The organism is Prescottella agglutinans (assembly GCF_004011865.1).
Classification (GTDB): domain Bacteria; phylum Actinomycetota; class Actinomycetes; order Mycobacteriales; family Mycobacteriaceae; genus Prescottella; species Prescottella agglutinans.
On the sequence record NZ_RKLP01000001.1, the window covers coordinates 678,144 to 696,349 of the forward strand.

Here is an 18,206-nt window from a genome sequence, read left to right on the forward strand (position 1 = left end):
CGTTACGGACGCGGTGCGGCGCCGTCGTGATTCGTCCGACGGGTTGTCAGCTCAGTAGCGCCCCGATCCCGGCACCCGCCGCGATCGTGGTGACCGCGAGGACGAGGGTCGGCACGAAGAACGAGTGGTCGACGAGCTTGGTGCCGAGTTTGGTGGTGCCGGACAGGTCGAAGTTCGCGGCGGCGATCTGGGATCCGTTGGTGGGCAACAGGTAAATGCCCGCGAACGCCCCGGCCCACATGCCGCTGAGGACGGCCGGCGCGATGCCGGAGGCGAGACCGATCGGCACGATGGTCCGGGTCGCGGTCGACTGGCTGGTGGTGAGCACGCACACCAGGAAGACACCGAGGGCGAAGATCCACGGAGCGGCATCGACCCAGTCGCCGACCGTGTTCGTGATCGTCTCGCTGTGGGCGCTGATGAAGGTGTCGGTGAGCCAGGCCAGGCCGAACAGCGCGATCGCCGACACCATGCCGGCCCGGAACACGGTCGACGCGGGCACCTCGGTGACGTTCGGGCGCGACACCAGCAGGATCACGGTGCCGACGACGAACATGATCATCTCGATGATCGGGGTCATCGACAGCGGGCTGCCGTCGGCCCCGACCGGGCGGATGTCCTTGAACAGGCCGAACACGACGATCGCGAAGACACCGGTGAGGAAGATCAGCGCGGCGTTGCGACCCTGGACCGTCGATTCGAGCTTGACCGCACCGGCGCCGCCCACGCCGGCGGGCTCGAGCTCACCCGACTCGATCCTCGCCCGGACCTCCGGATCGTCCCGCAGTTCCTTGCCGAGCTTGTTGACGACGAACGACGACAGCACGATGCCGATGATCGCGGCGGGCAGTGTGACCATGAGGATGTCGACCAACTCGAAGTTGTACGGCGCGACGTCGGTGAGCGTCACCATGGCCGCCATCGCCGCCGACACAGGACTGCACGCGAGCGCGACGCCGGTCGCCACCACGGACAACGAGAGCGGGCGCGACGGCCGCACCCCGTTGCGGTACGAGAGGTCGTAGATCACCGGCAGCAGCGGGTACAGGATGTTCGACGTCCCGGCACCCACCGAGAACAGGAACGACACCAGCGGCGCGATGAGCGTGATCTGCTTCGGTCGCCGCGAGATCAACCGCGCCGCGATCGTCACCATCCAGTCGATGCCGCCCGCCACCTGCATCATCGACGACGCCAGCACCACCGACAGCACGATCAGCAGGGCGTCGACGGGTGGGGTGCCGACGTCTTCCCGGAAGACGAAGACGAGGACCGCGACGCCCGCGCCGCCCCACAGACCGAGGGCGACACCGCTGGACCGGGTGCCCATCACGATCGCCCCGAGGACCACCGCGAGTTCGAGCACGAACTTCACTGTCTCCATGACACCCCGCCCGTCCGAAGCAAGACCGATCGTTTGATCTGGAAGCTACTACGGGTGCGGGCGTGACGCCGTGCAGCGGTGCGTGTCGGTGAGTCCGGGCAAGATGGACCGCATGGACGCCGTCCTCACCCGTTTCTCCGCGCCCACCCGGGAGTGGTTCGACGGTGCCTTCGACGCCCCGACGGCGGCGCAACTGGGCGCGTGGGACTCGATCGCGAGCGGCGCGCACACGCTCGTCGTCGCGCCCACCGGGTCCGGCAAGACGCTGTCGGCGTTCCTGTGGGCGCTGGATCGGCTGGCGTCGGCTGCGGAGACCGACGAGAAGCGCACGACGAAGGTCCTCTACATCTCGCCGCTCAAGGCGCTGGGCGTGGACGTCGAGCGCAACCTGCGCGCCCCGCTGGTCGGCATCACCCAGACCGCGAAACGTCTGGGATTCGCACCGCCGGAGATCCGGGTCGGCGTCCGCTCCGGCGACACCCCCACGGGCGAGCGCCGCAAGCTGATCAAGACGCCACCCGACATCCTCATCACCACACCCGAGTCGCTGTTCCTGATGCTGACGTCGTCGGCCCGGGAGACCCTCGCCGGGGTGGAGACGGTGATCGTCGACGAGGTGCACGCGGTCGCCGGCACCAAGCGCGGCGCGCATCTGGCGCTGTCGCTCGAACGCCTCGACATGCTGCGCGAGCGGCCGGTGCAGCGGATCGGGCTGTCGGCGACCGTGCGCCCGCACGAGGAGGTGGGCCGGTTCCTCGCCGGTTCGGCGCCGATCCGCATCGTGGCACCGCCGGCGGCCAAGACGTTCGATCTCACGGTGCGGGTGCCGGTCGAGGACATGACGGAACTCGGGATCGCCGAACCGGATCCGGACTCGGCCTCCCCCACCCCGCAGGCCGGGTCCATCTGGCCGCACGTCGAGGAGCGAATCGTGGATCTGATCCTCGAGCACCGCTCGTCGATCGTGTTCGCGAACTCGCGCCGACTCGCCGAGAAGCTCACCGCGCGGCTCAACGAGATCTACGCCGAACGGCTCGGCGGGGTGGTCGAGAAGCAGGGCAAGCCGCCCGCGCAGATCGGCGCGCCCACCGAGGTCAACTACGGCGCCGATCCGCTGCTGGCGCGTGCCCACCACGGCTCGGTCAGCAAGGACCAGCGCGCGATCATCGAGGACGACCTCAAGTCCGGGCGCCTGCGCTGCGTCGTCGCCACCAGCAGCCTCGAGCTCGGAATCGACATGGGTGCAGTCGATCTCGTCGTGCAGGTGGAGGCGCCACCGTCGGTGGCGAGCGGCCTGCAGCGCGTCGGCCGTGCCGGACACCAGGTGGGCGAGATCTCCCGCGGCGTGCTGTTCCCCAAGCACCGCACCGACCTGATCCACTGCGCCGTCACCGTCGAACGCATGACCTCCGGGAAGATCGAGGCGCTCGAGATCCCCGCAAATCCACTCGACATCCTGGCGCAGCAGACCGTCGCCGCCACCGCGCTCGAACCGCTCGACGTGGAACAGTGGTTCGACGTGGTCCGGCGCAGCGGATCCTTCGCGACCCTGCCGCGCTCGGCCTACGAGTCGACGCTCGACCTGCTCGCGGGCCGCTACCCGTCCGACGAGTTCGCCGAACTGCGCCCGCGCCTGGTGTGGGACCGCGACGGCGGCACCCTCACCGGCCGACCCGGCTCGCAACGCCTGGCCGTGACGTCGGGCGGCGCCATCCCCGACCGCGGCCTGTTCGCCGTCTACATGGTGGGCGAGCGGCAGTCCCGGGTCGGCGAACTCGACGAGGAGATGGTCTACGAGTCCCGCGTGGGTGACGTGTTCGCGCTCGGCGCCACCAGTTGGCGGATCGAGGAGATCACCTTCGACCGAGTCCTCGTCAGCCCCGCGTACGGCCTGCCCGGACGGCTCCCGTTCTGGCACGGCGACGGCCTCGGTCGTCCCGCCGAACTCGGCGAGGCACTCGGCGGCTTCCTACGCGAGTTGTCCTCCAGCACCCCGGACGAGGTGACGGCCCGCTGCGTCGCGGTGGGACTGGACACCAACGCCACCACCAACCTCGCGGCGCTCGTCGACGACCAGCAGCAGGCCACCGGTCGTGTGCCCACCGACCGCACCCTCGTCGTGGAGCGGTTCCGCGACGAACTCGGGGACTGGCGCCTGGTCCTGCACTCCCCGTACGGCCTGCGGGTGCACGCGCCGTGGGCCCTCGCGATCGGGGCGCGCCTGCGGGAACGGTTCGGTGTGGACGCCGCCCCCACCGCATCCGACGACGGCATCATCGTCCGCCTCCCCGACACCGAGGACACCCCGCCCGGCGCCGAACTGTTCGCGTTCGAGCGCGACGAGATCGAGGACATCGTCACCGACGAGGTCGGCGGCTCGGCGCTGTTCGCGTCCCGCTTCCGTGAATGTGCCGCGCGCGCACTGCTGTTGCCGCGCCGCACCCCCGGCAAGCGGGCCCCGCTGTGGCAGCAGCGGCAGCGCTCCGCGCAACTGCTGGACGTCGCGCGCAAGTTCCCGACGTTCCCGATCCTGCTCGAGACGGTGCGCGAATGTCTGCAGGACGTCTACGACCTGCCTGCGCTGCGGGACCTGTTCGGCCGCATCGCCCGCCGGCAGATCCGGATGGTCGAGGTCGAGACCGCCACCCCGTCCCCGTTCGCGAACGCGCTGCTGTTCGACTACGTGGGCGCGTTCATGTACGAGGGCGACAGCCCGCTCGCCGAACGGCGCGCCGCCGCACTGTCGCTCGACTCGACGCTGCTCGCGGAACTGCTCGGCCGCGTGGAGTTGCGCGAACTGCTCGACGCCGACGTCATCGCGAAGGCCGAACGGGAACTGCAGCGGTTGGAATCGGACCGCAACGCCAGGGACATGGAAGGCATGGCCGACCTGCTGCGCCTACTGGGCCCGCTCACCACCGAGGAGGCCACGGCCCGGTCGACGTCGGACCCGGGGCCGTGGCTCGACGAACTCGTCACGCACCGGCGCGCGCTGCACGTCTCCTTCGCCGGACGCCAGTGGTGGACCGCGATCGAGGATGCGGCCCGTCTGCGGGACGGTCTGGGCGTGCCGTTGCCGATCGGCACCCCGGCCGCCTTCATCGAACCCGTCGACGATCCGCTCGGCGACCTGCTCGGCCGGTACGCCCGCACCCACGGGCCGTTCACCGTGTCGGAGGCCGCGGAGCGCTTCGGCATCGGGTCCGCCGTCGCCCGTGACGTACTGGCGCGGTTGGCGAACGAGAAACGCGTCGTGGAGGGCGAGTTCCGGCCCGGCGCGTCCGGCAGCGAGTGGTGCGACGCCGAGGTGCTGCGGCGCCTGCGCCGACGCTCGCTGGCGGCGGCCCGCGAGGAGGTCGAGCCGGTCAGCACCGCGACGCTGGGCCGGTTCCTGCCGAGCTGGCAGCACGTCGGCGGCTCACTGCGCGGCCTCGACGGCGTCGTGACCGTCGTGGAACAGCTTGCGGGCGTTCCCGTTCCCGCGTCCGCGCTCGAGTCGCTGATCCTCGGCTCCCGGGTGCGCGACTACTCCCCCGCGATGCTCGACGAACTCACCGCGACCGGTGAGGTGCTGTGGTCCGGGGCGGGGCAGATCTCCGGCAAGGACGGCTGGGTGAGCCTGCACCTGGCGGAGTCGTCGCCGCTGACGCTGGCCACGCCCGCCGATATCGATCTCACCGAGGTGCATCGCAGCGTCCTCGACACCCTCGCCGGCGGCGGCGCCTACTTCTTCCGGCAACTGTCCGACACGCTCGGCGCAGCGGGCATGGCCGCGTCCCGCGGCGTCGACGACCCCGCGCTGACCTCCGCGCTGTGGGACCTGGTGTGGGCCGGGTACATCGGGAACGACACCCTGGCCCCGCTGCGGGCGCTGCTGTCGGACACCTCGCGCGCCACCCCGAGTCACCGCACCCCGCGCCGCGCACCGCGCGCGCACGCCTACCGGCGACTGTCCCGGCCCGCCCTGCCCACCCGCACCGGTCCGCCGACCGCGGGCGGCCGCTGGTCGCTGCTGCCCGAACCCGAACCGGATCCGACGCTGCGCGCGCACGCCACCGCCGACCTGCTGCTCGAGCGGTACGGCGTCGTCACCCGCGGTTCGGTGGTCGCCGAGGAAGTCCCCGGCGGGTTCGCGTCGATGTACAAGGTGCTCACCGGTTTCGAGGACGGCGGACGGTGCCGGCGCGGCTACTTCGTCGACACCCTCGGCGGTGCACAGTTCTCCACCCCCGACGTGGTCGACCGTCTCCGCACGTACGGCGATTCGATCGAGGGCCGGCACGCGGCGGCGCCCGCCGTCACGCTCGCGGCGTGCGACCCGGCGAACCCGTACGGCGCCGCGCTGCCGTGGCCACCGTCGATGGCCGGTGATGACGCGCCCAGACATCGCCCGGGACGCAAGGCGGGCGGCCTGGTGGTCCTCGTCGACGGCGACCTGGTGCTGTTCGTCGAACGCGGTGGGCGGACCGTGCTCACCTTCACCGACGACATCGGCGCCCTGCGCACCGCGGCCGAATCCCTCGCCGCCACCGTCAAGCACGGCGGCATCGACAAGGTCGTCGTCGAGAAGGTGAACGGGGCGACGATCCACGGCAACGATTTCGCGCCGTTGCTCACCGAGGTGGGCTTCTCTGCGACGCCGCGCGGCTTCCGATTGCGGGCGTGACGCGATGCCCGAGGGCGACACCGTCTGGCAGGCCGCGCGCCGCCTCGACGACGCGCTCGCCGGCCACACGCTGACCGAGTGCGACATCCGGGTGCCGCGCTACGCGACCGTCGATCTGTCCGGCCGGACCGTCGATTCGGTCGTCGCCCGGGGCAAACACCTGCTCACCCACGTCGGCGACCGCACGATCCACACCCATCTGAAGATGGAGGGCACGTGGCACGTGTACGCCCGGGGCGCCCGGTGGAAGCGTCCGACCCATCAGGCGCGGATCATCCTGGGAACCGAAGACACTGTCGCCGTGGGCTTCTCGCTCGGTATCACCGAGGTCATCGACCGCACCGACGAGGACACCGTCGTCGGGCATCTGGGACCGGACCTGCTCGGCCCGGATTGGGACGCCGCGGTAGCGGCCACGAATCTGGCGGCGGCCGGGGACCGTCCGATCGGCGAGGCGCTCCTGGATCAGCGCATCATGGCCGGCATCGGCAACGTGTACCGCAACGAGATCTGCTTCCTGCGCGGCGTCGATCCGCGCACCCCCACCGATCGCGTCCCGGGCCTCCCCGATGTGGTGGACCTCGCGCATCGACTGCTGCGGGCCAACCGGGACCGCCCCGTCCGCGTCACCACCGGGGACCGACGGCCCGGACGGCGGGACTGGGTGTACGGGCGCGGCGGCAGACCGTGCCTGCGTTGCGGCACGCTGATCGTCGCGGCCGAGTTCGGCGAGGAACCCGGGCGGGAGCGGTCGATCTTCTACTGCCCGAACTGTCAGCCGGTGCGCTGACCCGCCGCCTCCAGCAGCCCGACGCAGTGCGCGACGAAGCGCTCGCGGGGGGCGGCGATCGTGCCGTCGAGGTAGCCGATGAACAGGCTCGTCAACGCGCCCACCAGGCCCACCGCGGTCATCTGCCGCTCGTCCGGATCGACGATCCGCGAGAGTTGCCCATGTACCAGCAGCACGAACGCCGGGGCCAGTTCGAGCCCCTGCCCGCCGAGGGCCGGCTCGGTCAGCGGGGCCAACAGCAGCACCCGGCCGCGGGCGGGGTCGTCGACCATCAACTCCACGAACGCGGACACCGCGCCCGACGCCCGGTCCCGCGGCGTGCGCGCCGACCCGACCGCCGCCACGAGCGCGTCGTGGGCCTGCCGGCCGACCTCGTCGTACACGGCACGAACGAATTCGTCTCGGTCGGTGAAGCTCTCGTAGAAGTACCGTTCGGTGAGCGCGGCGGCCCGGCACACCGACCGCACCCCGACCGCGGCGCCGCCCTCCGCGCCGAGAAGCTCCACGCCGGCGGCCAACAGCGCGGCGCGCCGGGCGGCACGACGTTCCTCGATACCGGTGCCCGCCCACGTCCGCCGCTGCGTACCCACCCATCCTCCAGACCTTGACCGTCCTCCGCCCCGATCCTAATCTGACAACAGGTGTAGTCAGTTCCATCCGGAAGGCGGCCCGCAGTGACTCGTTCGGACACGTCCGCACCGATCCCTCTCGGGCCGGACTCGCTCACCTGGCGGTACTTCGGCGACTGGCGGGGCATGCTGCAGGGCCTGTGGGCCGGGTCCATGCAGAACATGCACCCGGGCCTCGGCGCCGGCGTCGAGCAGCATTCCCGGTTCTTCGAGGAACGGTGGGAACGCCTGTTCCGCTCGCTGTATCCCATCGGCGGTGTGGTGTTCGACGGTGACCGAGCGCAGGCGACGGCCGAGGAGGTCCGCGACTACCACCGGAACATCAAGGGCGTCGACGCGAGGGGCCGGCGCTACCACGCACTCGATCCGGAGACGTTCTACTGGGCGCACGCCACTTTCTTCATGGGCACGGTCCTCACGGCCGAGCACTTCATGGGCGGCGTCACCGAGGCGCAGAAGCGGCAGTTGTTCACCGAACACATCCAGTGGTACCGGCTGTACGGGGTGAGCATGCGACCGGTGCCGCAGACGTGGGAGGACTTCCAGAAGTACTGGGACCACATGTGCCGCGACGTCCTCGAGGACAACAAGGCCACCCGCGACGTGCTCGACCTGTCCGGCATCGGCCGTCCCCCGTTCCTGCTGTGGCTGCCCGAACCGCTGTGGCGGATCGCCCGCGTCCCGGTGTCGAAGGGATTCGTGTGGCTGACCGTCGGCCTGTACGACCAACCGGTGCGGGATCTGCTGGGCTACCGGTGGGGTCCGGTGGACGCGTGGGTCCATCGCCTGGTGGGCCGGGCGGTGAACGCGGCCTTCCGTCTCGTCCCCGAACGACGCCGCAAGCATCCGCGTGCCCGCGGCGGCCTCGATCGGGTCAGCGGCCGCGCGCCGGTGGGCGCACCGCTGGTGCACACGCCGGCCCGCAATCTGGCCCCGCTCGAGCACCGCGACGATCCCAGCCACTATTCGCCGCCGGTGGGCTGACTGTGCAACGCTCGGGGGCATGGAACCGGATCTACGTTCGCTGCTGCACCGCCCCCTGTTGAGTCGCTCGGTTCCACTCGACCGGGAGAACGCCGCCAGCCGAATCAGCGCGTACGTGTACGGCAACATCCTGATTCTCGCCGCGCTGATCCCGGAGACCGTCTCCCGCAGCGATTCCCGCACGATCGCGGTCGTCGCCGGAACCGCGGTGTCGACCTTCATCGCTCACGCCTTCGCGGAGGGTGTCGGGAAGTCGGTCCGCTCCGGGAAACAGCTGACGACCGCCGATCGCCTTGCCGAACTACGCGACTCGGTGCCGGTCCTCAGCTCGGCGGTTCTGCCGATAGCCGTCCTGGCGACCGCCGTCTTCGGCTGGCTCGAGCCGTTCACCGCTCAGGTGATCGCCGAGGTGACGATCCTGATCCGCATCGCGTCGATGGTCTTCGTCATCGCCCGACTCCGCGGTGAACGGCCCTCACGCGACACCCTGATCGCGGCGGGGCTATTGGCCGTGGCCGCCACCGCGATCGTGATCGTCAAGATCGTGCTGACCCACTAGGAACGGTGCCCGGCACCGGCTCGAGAATCTCCGCCCGCGCCTCGGGTGCCGCGGCCCGCAGCGCGTCGGCGGAGGCGTCGTCGGGTTGCGCCTGCGACATGATCTCGGCCTCGACCCGCGCCCGGTACGTCTCGACCTCCCGGTCGATGGTGGCCTCGTCCCAGCCCAGTACCGGGGCTACGAGCCGGGCCACCTGCTCGGCGCAGTCGACGCCGCGGTGCGAGTACTCGATCGAGATGCGCGTGCGCCGGGCGAGGATGTCCTCGAGGTGCAGCGCGCCCTCCGCCGCGGCCGCGTACACCGCCTCCACCTGCAGGTAGTCGGGGGCGTCGGTGATCGGCTCGCGCAATTCCGGCGACTCGGCGGCGAGTTCGAGGACCTCGTCGATCAGGGAGCCGTAGCGCTCGAGCAGGTGCTTGATCCGGTACGGGTGCAGCCCGTGCAACTGCCCGAGATGCACCGCCTGGTTGACGAGCGCGAAGTATCCGTCGGCGCCGACCAGCGGCACCTTCTCGGTGATCGACGGCGCCACCCGCGCCGGGATGTCCTCGGCGGCGAGGTCGACGGCGTCCTCGCCCATCACCCGGTAGGTGGTGTACTTGCCGCCGGCGATCGCGACCAGGCCGGGCGCGACCCGCGCGACCGCATGCTCACGCGAGAGCTTGGACGTCTCGTCGCTCTCCCCCGCCAGCAACGGACGCAGGCCCGCGTAGACGCCGTCGATGTCGTCGTGGGTGAGCGGGGTGACCAGCACCTTGTTGACGTGACCGAGGATGTAGTCGATGTCGGCCTTGGTCGCCGCCGGATGGGCGAGGTCGAGGTTCCAGTCGGTGTCGGTGGTCCCGATGATCCAGTGGTTGCCCCACGGGATGACGAACAGGACGGACTTCTCGGTACGGAGGATGATCGCGGAGTCGCTCACGATCCGATCGCGCGGGATCACGATGTGGACGCCCTTGGACGCCCGCACCCGGAACCGGCCGCGCTGCCGGGACAGGGCCTGGATCTCGTCGGTCCACACCCCCGTCGCGTTGATGACGACGTGGCCCTCGACCTCCGTCGTGGCCCCGGTCTCCGAATCACGCACGCGCACGCCCGACACCCGGTCGGCCTCGCGCAGGAATCCCACCACCTGCGTGGAGGTGCGCACCACCGCGCCGTAGTGGGCGGCCGTGCGCGCCACGGTCATCGTGTGGCGGGCGTCGTCGACGACGGTGTCGAAGTAGCGGATTCCGCCGATCAGCGCATTGCGCTTGAGGCCGGGCGCCATCCGCAGCGCACCCGCTCGGGTCAGATGCTTCTGCGCCGGAACGGACTTCGCGCCGCCCATCCGGTCGTAGAGGAGGAATCCCGCGGCCATGTACGGTCGCTCCCACATCCGGTGAGTCAACGGGAAGAGGAACTTCAACGGCTTGACGAGGTGCGGCGCGAGCGTCGACATCGACAGCTCACGCTCGTGCAGCGCCTCCGCGACCAGACCGAACTCGAGTTGTTCGAGGTAACGCAGCCCACCGTGGAACATCTTCGACGACCGCGACGACGTGCCCGACGCGAAATCCCGGGCTTCGACGAGCGCCACCTTCAGCCCGCGGGTCGCTGCGTCGAGCGCGGCCCCCGCACCGACGACGCCACCGCCGACCACCACTACGTCGAATTGCTCCGATCCCAACTTCTCCCAGGCCTGCTCCCGCTGTCGCGGGCCCAGGAATTGCACTCCAGGCTGCTTGTCCAACTCGGTCTCCCGTGGTTGTGGGCGAATCTGCTCTCAGGCTAGTAGCTTCGTGCGCAGACTGCCCGAGAGACGAGGACGACCGTGACCAAGTACATCGCCGCCATCGACCAGGGAACCACCTCGAGCCGGTGCATGATCTTCGACCACGGAGGTCGAGTCGTCGGCGTTGCGCAGAAGGAGCACGACCAGATCTTCCCGAAGCCGGGCTGGGTGGAGCACGATCCGGAGCAGCTGTGGAACAACACCCGAGAGATGGTCGGCAGCGTCCTCGCCAAGACGAATCTCACGGCGCAGGACATCGCCGCGATCGGCATCACGAACCAGCGCGAGACGACGGTGGTGTGGGACCGCGAGACCGGCAAGCCCGTCTACAACGCGATCGTGTGGCAGGACACCCGCACCGACCGCCTCTGCACCGAGATCGGCGGCGCCGAGGGTCCCGAGCGGTTCCGTGGTGTCACCGGACTGCCGTTGTCGACGTACTTCTCGGGCCCCAAGATTCGCTGGATCCTCGACAACGTCGACGGCGCACGGGAGCGGGCGGAAGCCGGAGAACTCTGCTTCGGGACCATCGACTCGTGGACCATCTGGAATCTCACCGGCGGCCTGCACGTCACCGATGTCACCAACGCGTCGCGCACGCTGCTGATGAACATCGAGACGCTCGAGTGGGATCACGACATCTGCGAGGCGATCGGCGTCCCGGTGTCCATGCTGCCGGAGATCCGCAGTTCCTCCGAGGTCTACGGCGATCTGGCCCTGCCCGGGATCTCCGCCGGGATCCCCGTCGCCGGGATCCTGGGCGACCAGCAGGCCGCGACGTTCGGGCAGGCCTGCCTGTCCGAGGGCGAGGCCAAGAACACCTACGGCACCGGAAACTTCCTGCTGCTCAACACCGGAACGACACCGGTCCACAGCGAACACGGACTGCTCACCACGGTCTGTTACAAGCTCGGCGACAAGCCCGCCGTGTATGCCCTCGAGGGCTCGGTCGCGGTCACCGGATCGCTCGTGCAGTGGCTCCGCGACAACCTCGGAATCATCCAGTCGGCCAAGGACATCGAACCCCTGGCGAAGACGGTCGAGGACAACGGCGGAGCGTACTTCGTGCCCGCGTTCTCGGGGCTGTTCGCGCCCCGGTGGCGGCCCGACGCGCGCGGCGTCATCGCCGGCCTGACCCGGTTCGTGAACAAGGGTCACCTCGCCCGGGCCGCCCTCGAGGCCACCGCCTACCAGACCCGCGAGGTGATCGAGGCCATGCGCGCCGATTCCGGCGTCGAACTGAGTTCCCTCAAGGTGGACGGCGGCATGGTCGTCAACGAGACCCTCATGCAGTTCCAGTCGGACATCCTCGACGTCCCGGTCACGCGTCCGGTCGTGAACGAGACCACCGCCCTCGGCGCCGCCTACGCGGCGGGCCTCGCCGTCGGATTCTGGGAGAGCGAGAACGACATTCGCGACAACTGGGCCGAGGACAAGACCTGGGAGCCGAAGATGGACGAGGCCGAGCGCGAGCGCCTCTACGCCGGGTGGAACCGCGCGGTGGAGCGCACCTACGACTGGGTCGACGAGGACGCCCGGTCCTGACCCGGCCGCGGCCCGACAGCGTCCCGCGCGCAGATTCGCCTCCCGCGCGCGCAATCGCGGGCGCGGGACGTCAATTCGCGCGCGGCGCCGCCGTACCCGAGAACGCGTCGTATGCCCTGCGGAGTCGGTCGACGCCCTCGGCCAGCACCGCGCCGTCGTAGGTCGCGAAGCACAGGCGCGCCGCGTGCGGGTGGGTGCTCGTGACCCCGAAAGCGCCGCCGGGCACGTACGCGACGTCGTGTTCGACGGCCGTCTGGAGCAGGGCGGTCGTGTCGACACCGTCGGCGAACTCGATCCAGCAGAACATGCCGCCGTGCACCGTGGCGTGCGAGATGCGCTCCCCGAAAGCGGTTTCGAGCGCGTCGACCAGGGCGCCGGCCCGTGCCGCGTAGGCACCGCGGACGGTGGTCAGGTGCGCGGCCAGCCACGCGCTGTCGTCGAGCAGTTCCGTCGCGATCTGCTGCGTGAGCGAGGACCCGCACAGGTCGGCGCCCTGTTTGAGAAGTTCGACCGCCTCGCACACCCTGCGGTCACCGTGCAGCCAGCCGATCCGCAGCGCGGGCGCGAGCGTCTTGGATCCGCTCGACAGCCGCAGCACCCGATCGGAGTGCGCCGCGACGGGCGCGGGCGCCGGGGCGTCGAACCAGAGTTCGCCGTACGGATCGTCCTCGATGATCCAGAAGCCGTACCGGTCGGCGAGAGCGGCGAGGTGGACGCGGCGCTCCGCGGACAGCACGACGCCACGCGGGTTGTGGAAGTTGCTGACCGTGTGGACCACCTTGGGCCGCAGACCCTCTCGCAGCGACCGCTCGAGGGCCTCGACGTCCATGCCGTCCGCGTCGAGCGCGACGGGCACCAGCACGGCCTGCGCGGTCCGGAACACCTGCAGCGCGCCGGTGTATCCGGGTTCCTCCACGACGACGGTGTCGCCCGGGTCGAGCAGGACCTGCGCGAGCAGGCTCAGCGCCTGCTGCGACCCGTGGGTGACGACCACTTCGGCCGGGGCGATCCGCCGGCCCACCTTCTCGCTCTCGCGGGCCGCGATGGTCTCCCGGAGCGGCGCCCAACCCGACGTCTCGCCGTACTGCACCGAACGCGGATCGGCGAGCGCCCGCTGCGCGGCATGTGTGATGCGTTCCCGCGGAACGAGTTCCGTGGCCGGGAGTCCACCGGCCAGGCTGATGACGTCGGGGCGGGCGGTGAGGGTGAGCAGATCGCGGATGGCCGAACTACGCAGGCCGGCCATCCGCGACGACAGCCGGAAGGACGAATCGAGCGACGACGAATCGAGTGACATGGAGGCGACTCCGTGTGGTGGAGGGACTGCCGTCGCGCACGACGGCGAAGGACGAAGGCAGAAACACCCAGGTCGTCCCGGATCCACGGGGCGGAGAGCGATGCTGTGGGTCGATGGTTCTCGACCGACTTATCGCATCATCCCACAGAGTCCACCACGATGTGAAATCGTCGTCTCACATGTCGAGATCAGTCGAGGTCGTCGTGGCGCATCAGCTGACGCGATGCCTCGGTGATCGACCCCGACAGCGACGGGTACACCGAGAAGGTCTGCGCCAGATCGTTCACGGTGAGGTTGTTCTGCACCGCGATCGCGATCGGCAGGATCAGCTCCGACGCCGTGGCCGCGACCACCACACCGCCGATGACCACACCGGTCGCGGGGCGGCAGAAGATCTTCACGAAGCCGCGCCGCAGACCCGACATCTTGGCGCGCGGGTTGGTGTTGAGCGGCAGCATGACCGTGCGGGCGGGCACCTCGCCGTTGTCGATCGCGGCCTGGCTCACGCCGACGTTGGCGATCTCCGGGCGCGTGAACACCGCCGACGCGACCGTCTTGAGCTTGATCGGGCTGACACCCTCGCCGAGCGCGTGGTACATCGCGATCCGGCCCTGCATCGCGGCGACCGAGGCCAGCGGCAGCAGGCCGGTGCAGTCACCGGCGGCGTAGATGCCGGCGACCGCGGTGCGCGAGACGCGGTCCACGCGCAGGTAACCGCCCTTGTCGAGCTCGATGCCGGCCTTCTCGAGGCCGAGGCCGTCGGTGTTCGGCGTGGAACCGACGGCCATCAGCGCGTGGCTGCCGTGCACGGTGCGACCGTCCGCGAGCTTGACGACGACGCCGTCCTCGGTGCGCTCGACCGCATCGGCCCGTGCGTGCTTGACGAGGGTCACGCCGCGCTCGGCGAGCACGTCCTCGAGGACGAGGGCCGCGTCGGCGTCCTCGTGCGGCATGACGCGGTCACGGCTCGACACGAGCGTGACCTTGACACCCATCTCGGTGTACGCGGAGACGAACTCGGCGCCGGTGACACCCGAACCGACCACCACCAGGTGCGACGGCAGCTCCTCGAGGTCGTACAGGTGACGCCAGGTGAGGATCCGCTCGCCGTCCGGGACGGCGCCCGGCAGCACGCGCGGGCTGGCACCGGTGGCGATGAGGACGACGTCGGCCTCGAGCGTCTTCTCCTCACCGGTGCTGAGGGTCGCGCGCACCTGGTGGGACGCCATGCCGATCTGCGGGTCGATCAGCTCGGCCCGGCCCGAGAGCAGCGTCACTCCGACGCTCTGGAGGCGGGCGCGGATGTCGGAGGACTGGGCCTGCGCAAGGTTCTTGACGCGGGAGTTGATCTGCGGCAGCGAGATGGTGGCGCTGGACGGATCGAGCGAGATACCCAGGTCGGTGGCGCGGCGCATGTCGGTACGGATGCCGGTGGAGGCGATGAAGGTCTTCGACGGCACACAGTCGAACAGCACGCACGCGCCACCGATACCGTCCGAATCGATCAAGGAAACCGAGGCGCCGTGCTGGGCCGCCACCAGCGCTGCCTCGTATCCGGCAGGTCCACCGCCGATGATCACGATCCGGGTCATTCGTCCTCCAAGCTCGCCGCGCCGACCGGGATCTCCGGCAGGCCCGGGTACAACGCTATTCCAGTGACCGGGAACACGCTGGCAGTGACCCCTGTCGGCGGGCCACCGCCGCGCCGAACGCGCATGTCGCTGCGCCGGACGGTCCGGTCGTTACCCGAGCACGCGCGACACCGATTAGGCTTTTCGCGTGCCGATCTACGCCGCGTACGGGTCCAACATGCACCCGGAACAGATGCTCGAACGCTGCCCGCACTCGCCCATGTCCGGCACGGGCTGGCTCCCGGGCTGGCGGCTGACGTTCAGCGGCGACGACATCGGCTGGGAGGGCGCGCTGGCCACCGTGGTCGAGGATCAGGACGATCCGGACGCCAAGGTGTTCGTCGTGCTGTACGACGTCCCCGCCGAGGACGAGGAGCGCCTGGACCGCTGGGAGGGCTCCGAACTGGGCCTGCACCGCAAGATCCGGCTGCGCGTCGACACCGCGGACGGCGACGCGGTCCTCGCCTGGCTGTACGTGCTCGACGCGTACGAGGGCGGACTGCCGTCCGCCCGCTACCTCGGGGTGATCGCCGATGCCGCCGAGATCGCAGGAGCACCCGCCGACTACGTCCGCAGCCTGCGCACCCGCAACAGCCGCAACGTGGGCCCGGGCACGCAGTAGCCGGCCCACCCGCCATTCCGTGGTTCGGGGATTCAGGACTGCAGCACCAGGTTGGTCAGGACCCGCACGCCCGTCGCGAGGGCCCGCTCGTCCAGGTCGAACGTCGGCTGGTGGATGTCCAGTTGCGGGCCGTGCCCGGACCAGACTCCCAGCCGCGCCATCGCGCCCGGCGCCTCCTCGAGGTACCACGAGAAGTCCTCGCCGCCGCCGGACTGCGGGGTGTCCGCGAGCGCGTCGGGGCCGATCGCGCGGACCGCGTCCTCGAGCATCCGTGCCGACACCTCGTCGTTGACGACGGGCGGCACACCGCGACGGTAGTTGAGTTCGTAGCGCACCCCCGTCGGCGCGAGCAGTCCGTGCACGATCTCCCGGACGGTCGGCTCGAGCAGCGCCCAGGTGTCGTGGTCGCCGGTGCGGACGGTGCCGGTGAGGATGCCGCTGCGCGGGATCGCGTTGGGCGCCTGCCCCGCGCTCACCGCGCCCCACACCATCACCGTGCCGCTGCGCGGGTCGATGCGCCGGCTGAGCATCCCGGGTAGCCCGGTGATGACGGTTCCGATCGCGTACACCAGATCGGTCGTCAGGTGCGGCCTCGACGTGTGCCCACCCGGCGAGTCCAGGACGAGTTCGACGGTGTCCGCCGCCGAGGTGATCGCGCCGACGCGCACCCCGACCCGTCCCGCCTCGAGGCGCGGGTCGCAGTGCAGCGCGAAGATCCGCGACACTCCCTGCATCCCGCCGGCGGAGACGACGTCGATGGCGCCGCCCGGCATCACCTCCTCGGCGGGCTGGAAGATGAACCGCACACCGATCGGCAACTGCGGCAACGAGTTCAGCGCGAGTGCGGTGCCGAGCAGGATCGCGGTGTGCGCGTCGTGCCCGCAGGCGTGTGCGACGCCCGGCACCGTCGACGCGTAGGGCGCACCGGTCGCCTCCTGCATCGGCAGTGCGTCCATGTCGCCGCGCAGACCGATCCGCATGCCACCGGGACCGATGTCGCACACGACGCCCGTCCCACCGGGCAGCAGCAGCGGCGACATCCCCGCCGCCGACAGGTGACTGGCGACGAACGCCGTGGTCGAGAACTCGTGCCGGGCCAGTTCCGGGTTCGCGTGGAAGTGCCGGCGCCACCGCGACAGGTCGATCGCGTGCTCGGCGAGCCACTTCTCGATGTCCTCGTTCACCGGCGCACCACCCCCTCGAGCAACCGCGCCCTCTGGTCCGGATCGAGGGCGGCGCGAATCGCGGTACGCGCCAACGCCGTCGCGCCGTCGATCACGGCCTGGTCCGCGGACTCCGTGACCGCCGCCGCGGCGAACTCCGGCTGATGGGTCACCGCACCGCCGGAATCGAGGCCGACCACCGGGTGGATGCCGGGGACGAGGTGCGTCACGTTGCCCATGTCCGTACTGCCCAGCGGGCGAGACGATTCCAGTTCCACCGGCAGCGGCGTGCGGCCGAGGTCGACGACCTCCTCCCGGAACACGTCGACGAGCCACGGATCCGGCCGCAACTCGGTGTAGGTGGGCGAGACCGTGCGCACGGCGTGCGTGCACCCGGTCGCCAGCGCGCCCGCCGCGAAGCACGCCTCGGCGCGTGCCGCCAGTTCGTCGAGCGATTCGGCGGTCTGCGCGCGCAGGTAGTACAGCATCTCGGCGTGGGCCGGGATGATGTTCGGCGCCGTCCCGCCGTCGCTGACGATGCCGTGCAACTGCTGTCCGGGCGCGAGATGCTGACGCAGCAGTCCCAGTGCCACCTGCGCAACGGTGACCGCGTCGGCGGCATTGCGCCCGAACTCCGGTGCCGCCGAGGCGTGCGCCTCCCGACCGGTGAACGTGACCGCGATGTCCGAGAGCGCGAGCGACGTCGCCCCCACGATGTCGAACGGCCCCGGATGCACCATCAACGCGGTCGCCACGTCGTCGAAGACGCCGCGCTCGAGCATCAAAGCCTTGCCGCCACCGGTCTCCTCCGCCGGGGTGCCGATGACGCGGACGGTGATCCCCAAGGCGTCCGCCAACGGGGCGAGCGCGAGCCCCGCACCGACCGCGGACGCGGCAATGATGTTGTGCCCGCAGGCATGCCCGATCTCGGGCAACGCGTCGTACTCGGCGAGGATCCCGACGACGAGGTCGCCGCTGCCGAAGCGGGCGTCGAACGCGGTGGGGAGATCCGCGACACCGGTGCGCACCTCGAAACCGTGTCCGCGCAGGAACTCCACCAACTCGGCTGCGCTGCGATGCTCGTCGAACGCGAGTTCCGCGTGTGCGTGGATGGCGTGCGACAGCGCGATCAGATCGGATCGCGCCGTCGACACGACATCCG

Annotated in this window: 13 protein-coding genes; 6 read left to right on the forward strand and 7 right to left on the reverse strand. The window is 70.4% G+C overall.

The genetic code is table 11. The features are described from left to right. Positions 1-46: 46 nt before the first annotated feature. On the reverse strand, positions 47-1,384 hold the full coding sequence (locus tag EGT67_RS03195; RefSeq protein ID WP_127914554.1) for an anaerobic C4-dicarboxylate transporter: 1,338 nt from the start codon (positions 1,382-1,384) through the stop codon (positions 47-49). A gap of 112 nt (positions 1,385-1,496) precedes the next feature. Here EGT67_RS03195 and EGT67_RS03200 point away from each other — a divergent pair, with 112 nt between their 5' ends. Continuing rightward, positions 1,497-6,050 carry an ATP-dependent helicase gene (locus EGT67_RS03200; RefSeq protein ID WP_127914766.1) on the forward strand — a complete coding sequence of 1,518 codons (4,554 nt, stop codon included), beginning with the start codon at positions 1,497-1,499 and terminating at the stop codon, positions 6,048-6,050. A gap of 4 nt (positions 6,051-6,054) precedes the next feature. Then, a complete protein-coding gene (locus EGT67_RS03205; protein ID WP_127914555.1) occupies positions 6,055-6,840 on the forward strand; it encodes a DNA-formamidopyrimidine glycosylase family protein in 786 nt (261 codons plus the stop codon). Here the strand turns inward: EGT67_RS03205 and EGT67_RS03210 are convergent. Beyond that, positions 6,825-7,430, reverse strand: coding sequence for a TetR/AcrR family transcriptional regulator (locus EGT67_RS03210; RefSeq protein ID WP_127914556.1), 606 nt, complete (start codon positions 7,428-7,430; stop codon positions 6,825-6,827). The genes EGT67_RS03205 and EGT67_RS03210 overlap by 16 nt on opposite strands. Before the next feature lie 84 nt (positions 7,431-7,514). Between EGT67_RS03210 and EGT67_RS03215 the strand changes: the two genes are divergently transcribed. Together EGT67_RS03215 and EGT67_RS03220 are read left to right on the forward strand one after the other, a co-directional pair. After that, complete coding sequence (locus EGT67_RS03215; RefSeq protein ID WP_127914557.1) at positions 7,515-8,453, forward strand: oxygenase MpaB family protein; 939 nt, start codon at positions 7,515-7,517, stop codon at positions 8,451-8,453. A 19-nt stretch (positions 8,454-8,472) separates the two neighbouring features. Continuing rightward, the gene (locus EGT67_RS03220; protein WP_127914558.1) at positions 8,473-9,012 is read left to right on the forward strand and encodes a hypothetical protein; all 540 of its coding nucleotides are present in this window, start codon (positions 8,473-8,475) and stop codon (positions 9,010-9,012) included. Here EGT67_RS03220 and EGT67_RS03225 read toward each other — a convergent pair. Continuing rightward, positions 8,990-10,744 (reverse strand): glycerol-3-phosphate dehydrogenase/oxidase, encoded by a 1,755-nt coding sequence (locus EGT67_RS03225; RefSeq protein ID WP_127914559.1) that lies wholly within the window; start codon positions 10,742-10,744, stop codon positions 8,990-8,992. The two genes, EGT67_RS03220 and EGT67_RS03225, sit on opposite strands and share 23 nt — an antisense overlap. Positions 10,745-10,825: 81 nt before the next feature. Here EGT67_RS03225 and glpK point away from each other — a divergent pair, with 81 nt between their 5' ends. After that, a complete protein-coding gene (gene glpK / locus EGT67_RS03230; RefSeq protein ID WP_127914560.1) occupies positions 10,826-12,331 on the forward strand; it encodes a glycerol kinase GlpK in 1,506 nt (501 codons plus the stop codon). A gap of 70 nt (positions 12,332-12,401) precedes the next feature. Here glpK and EGT67_RS03235 read toward each other — a convergent pair whose 3' ends face one another. Together EGT67_RS03235 and EGT67_RS03240 are read right to left on the reverse strand one after the other, a co-directional pair. Then, a complete protein-coding gene (locus EGT67_RS03235; RefSeq protein WP_127914561.1) occupies positions 12,402-13,628 on the reverse strand; it encodes an aminotransferase-like domain-containing protein in 1,227 nt (408 codons plus the stop codon). A 188-nt stretch (positions 13,629-13,816) separates the two neighbouring features. Continuing rightward, a complete protein-coding gene (locus tag EGT67_RS03240; protein ID WP_127914562.1) occupies positions 13,817-15,220 on the reverse strand; it encodes an NAD(P)H-quinone dehydrogenase in 1,404 nt (467 codons plus the stop codon). A 187-nt stretch (positions 15,221-15,407) separates the two neighbouring features. Between EGT67_RS03240 and EGT67_RS03245 the strand changes: the two genes are divergently transcribed. Continuing rightward, positions 15,408-15,881, forward strand: a complete 474-nt coding sequence (locus tag EGT67_RS03245) for a gamma-glutamylcyclotransferase family protein (protein ID WP_127914563.1) — start codon at positions 15,408-15,410, stop codon at positions 15,879-15,881. 32 nt (positions 15,882-15,913) lie between these two features. On the opposite strand, the gene EGT67_RS03250 is transcribed toward EGT67_RS03245, so the two are convergent. After that, positions 15,914-17,065: a M20 family metallopeptidase gene (locus EGT67_RS03250; RefSeq protein ID WP_127914564.1), complete on the reverse strand. Its 1,152-nt coding sequence runs from the start codon at positions 17,063-17,065 to the stop codon at positions 15,914-15,916. Further along, complete coding sequence (locus EGT67_RS03255) at positions 17,062-18,198, reverse strand: M20 family metallopeptidase (protein WP_127914565.1); 1,137 nt, start codon at positions 18,196-18,198, stop codon at positions 17,062-17,064. Before EGT67_RS03255 ends, EGT67_RS03250 begins: the two co-directional genes overlap by 4 nt. Between the last annotated feature and the right edge of the window lie 8 nt (positions 18,199-18,206).

Excerpts from the sequence above, each read along its gene's own strand:
- EGT67_RS03195 (WP_127914554.1), bottom strand. The coding sequence starts at position 1,384 with ATGGAGACAGTGAAGTTCGTGCTCGAACTCGCGGTGGTCCTCGGGGCG.
- EGT67_RS03200 (WP_127914766.1), top strand. The coding sequence starts at position 1,497 with ATGGACGCCGTCCTCACCCGTTTCTCCGCGCCCACCCGGGAGTGGTTC.
- EGT67_RS03205 (WP_127914555.1), top strand. The coding sequence starts at position 6,055 with ATGCCCGAGGGCGACACCGTCTGGCAGGCCGCGCGCCGCCTCGACGAC.
- EGT67_RS03220 (WP_127914558.1), top strand. The coding sequence starts at position 8,473 with ATGGAACCGGATCTACGTTCGCTGCTGCACCGCCCCCTGTTGAGTCGC.
- EGT67_RS03235 (WP_127914561.1), bottom strand. The coding sequence starts at position 13,628 with ATGTCACTCGATTCGTCGTCGCTCGATTCGTCCTTCCGGCTGTCGTCG.
- EGT67_RS03240 (WP_127914562.1), bottom strand. The coding sequence starts at position 15,220 with ATGACCCGGATCGTGATCATCGGCGGTGGACCTGCCGGATACGAGGCA.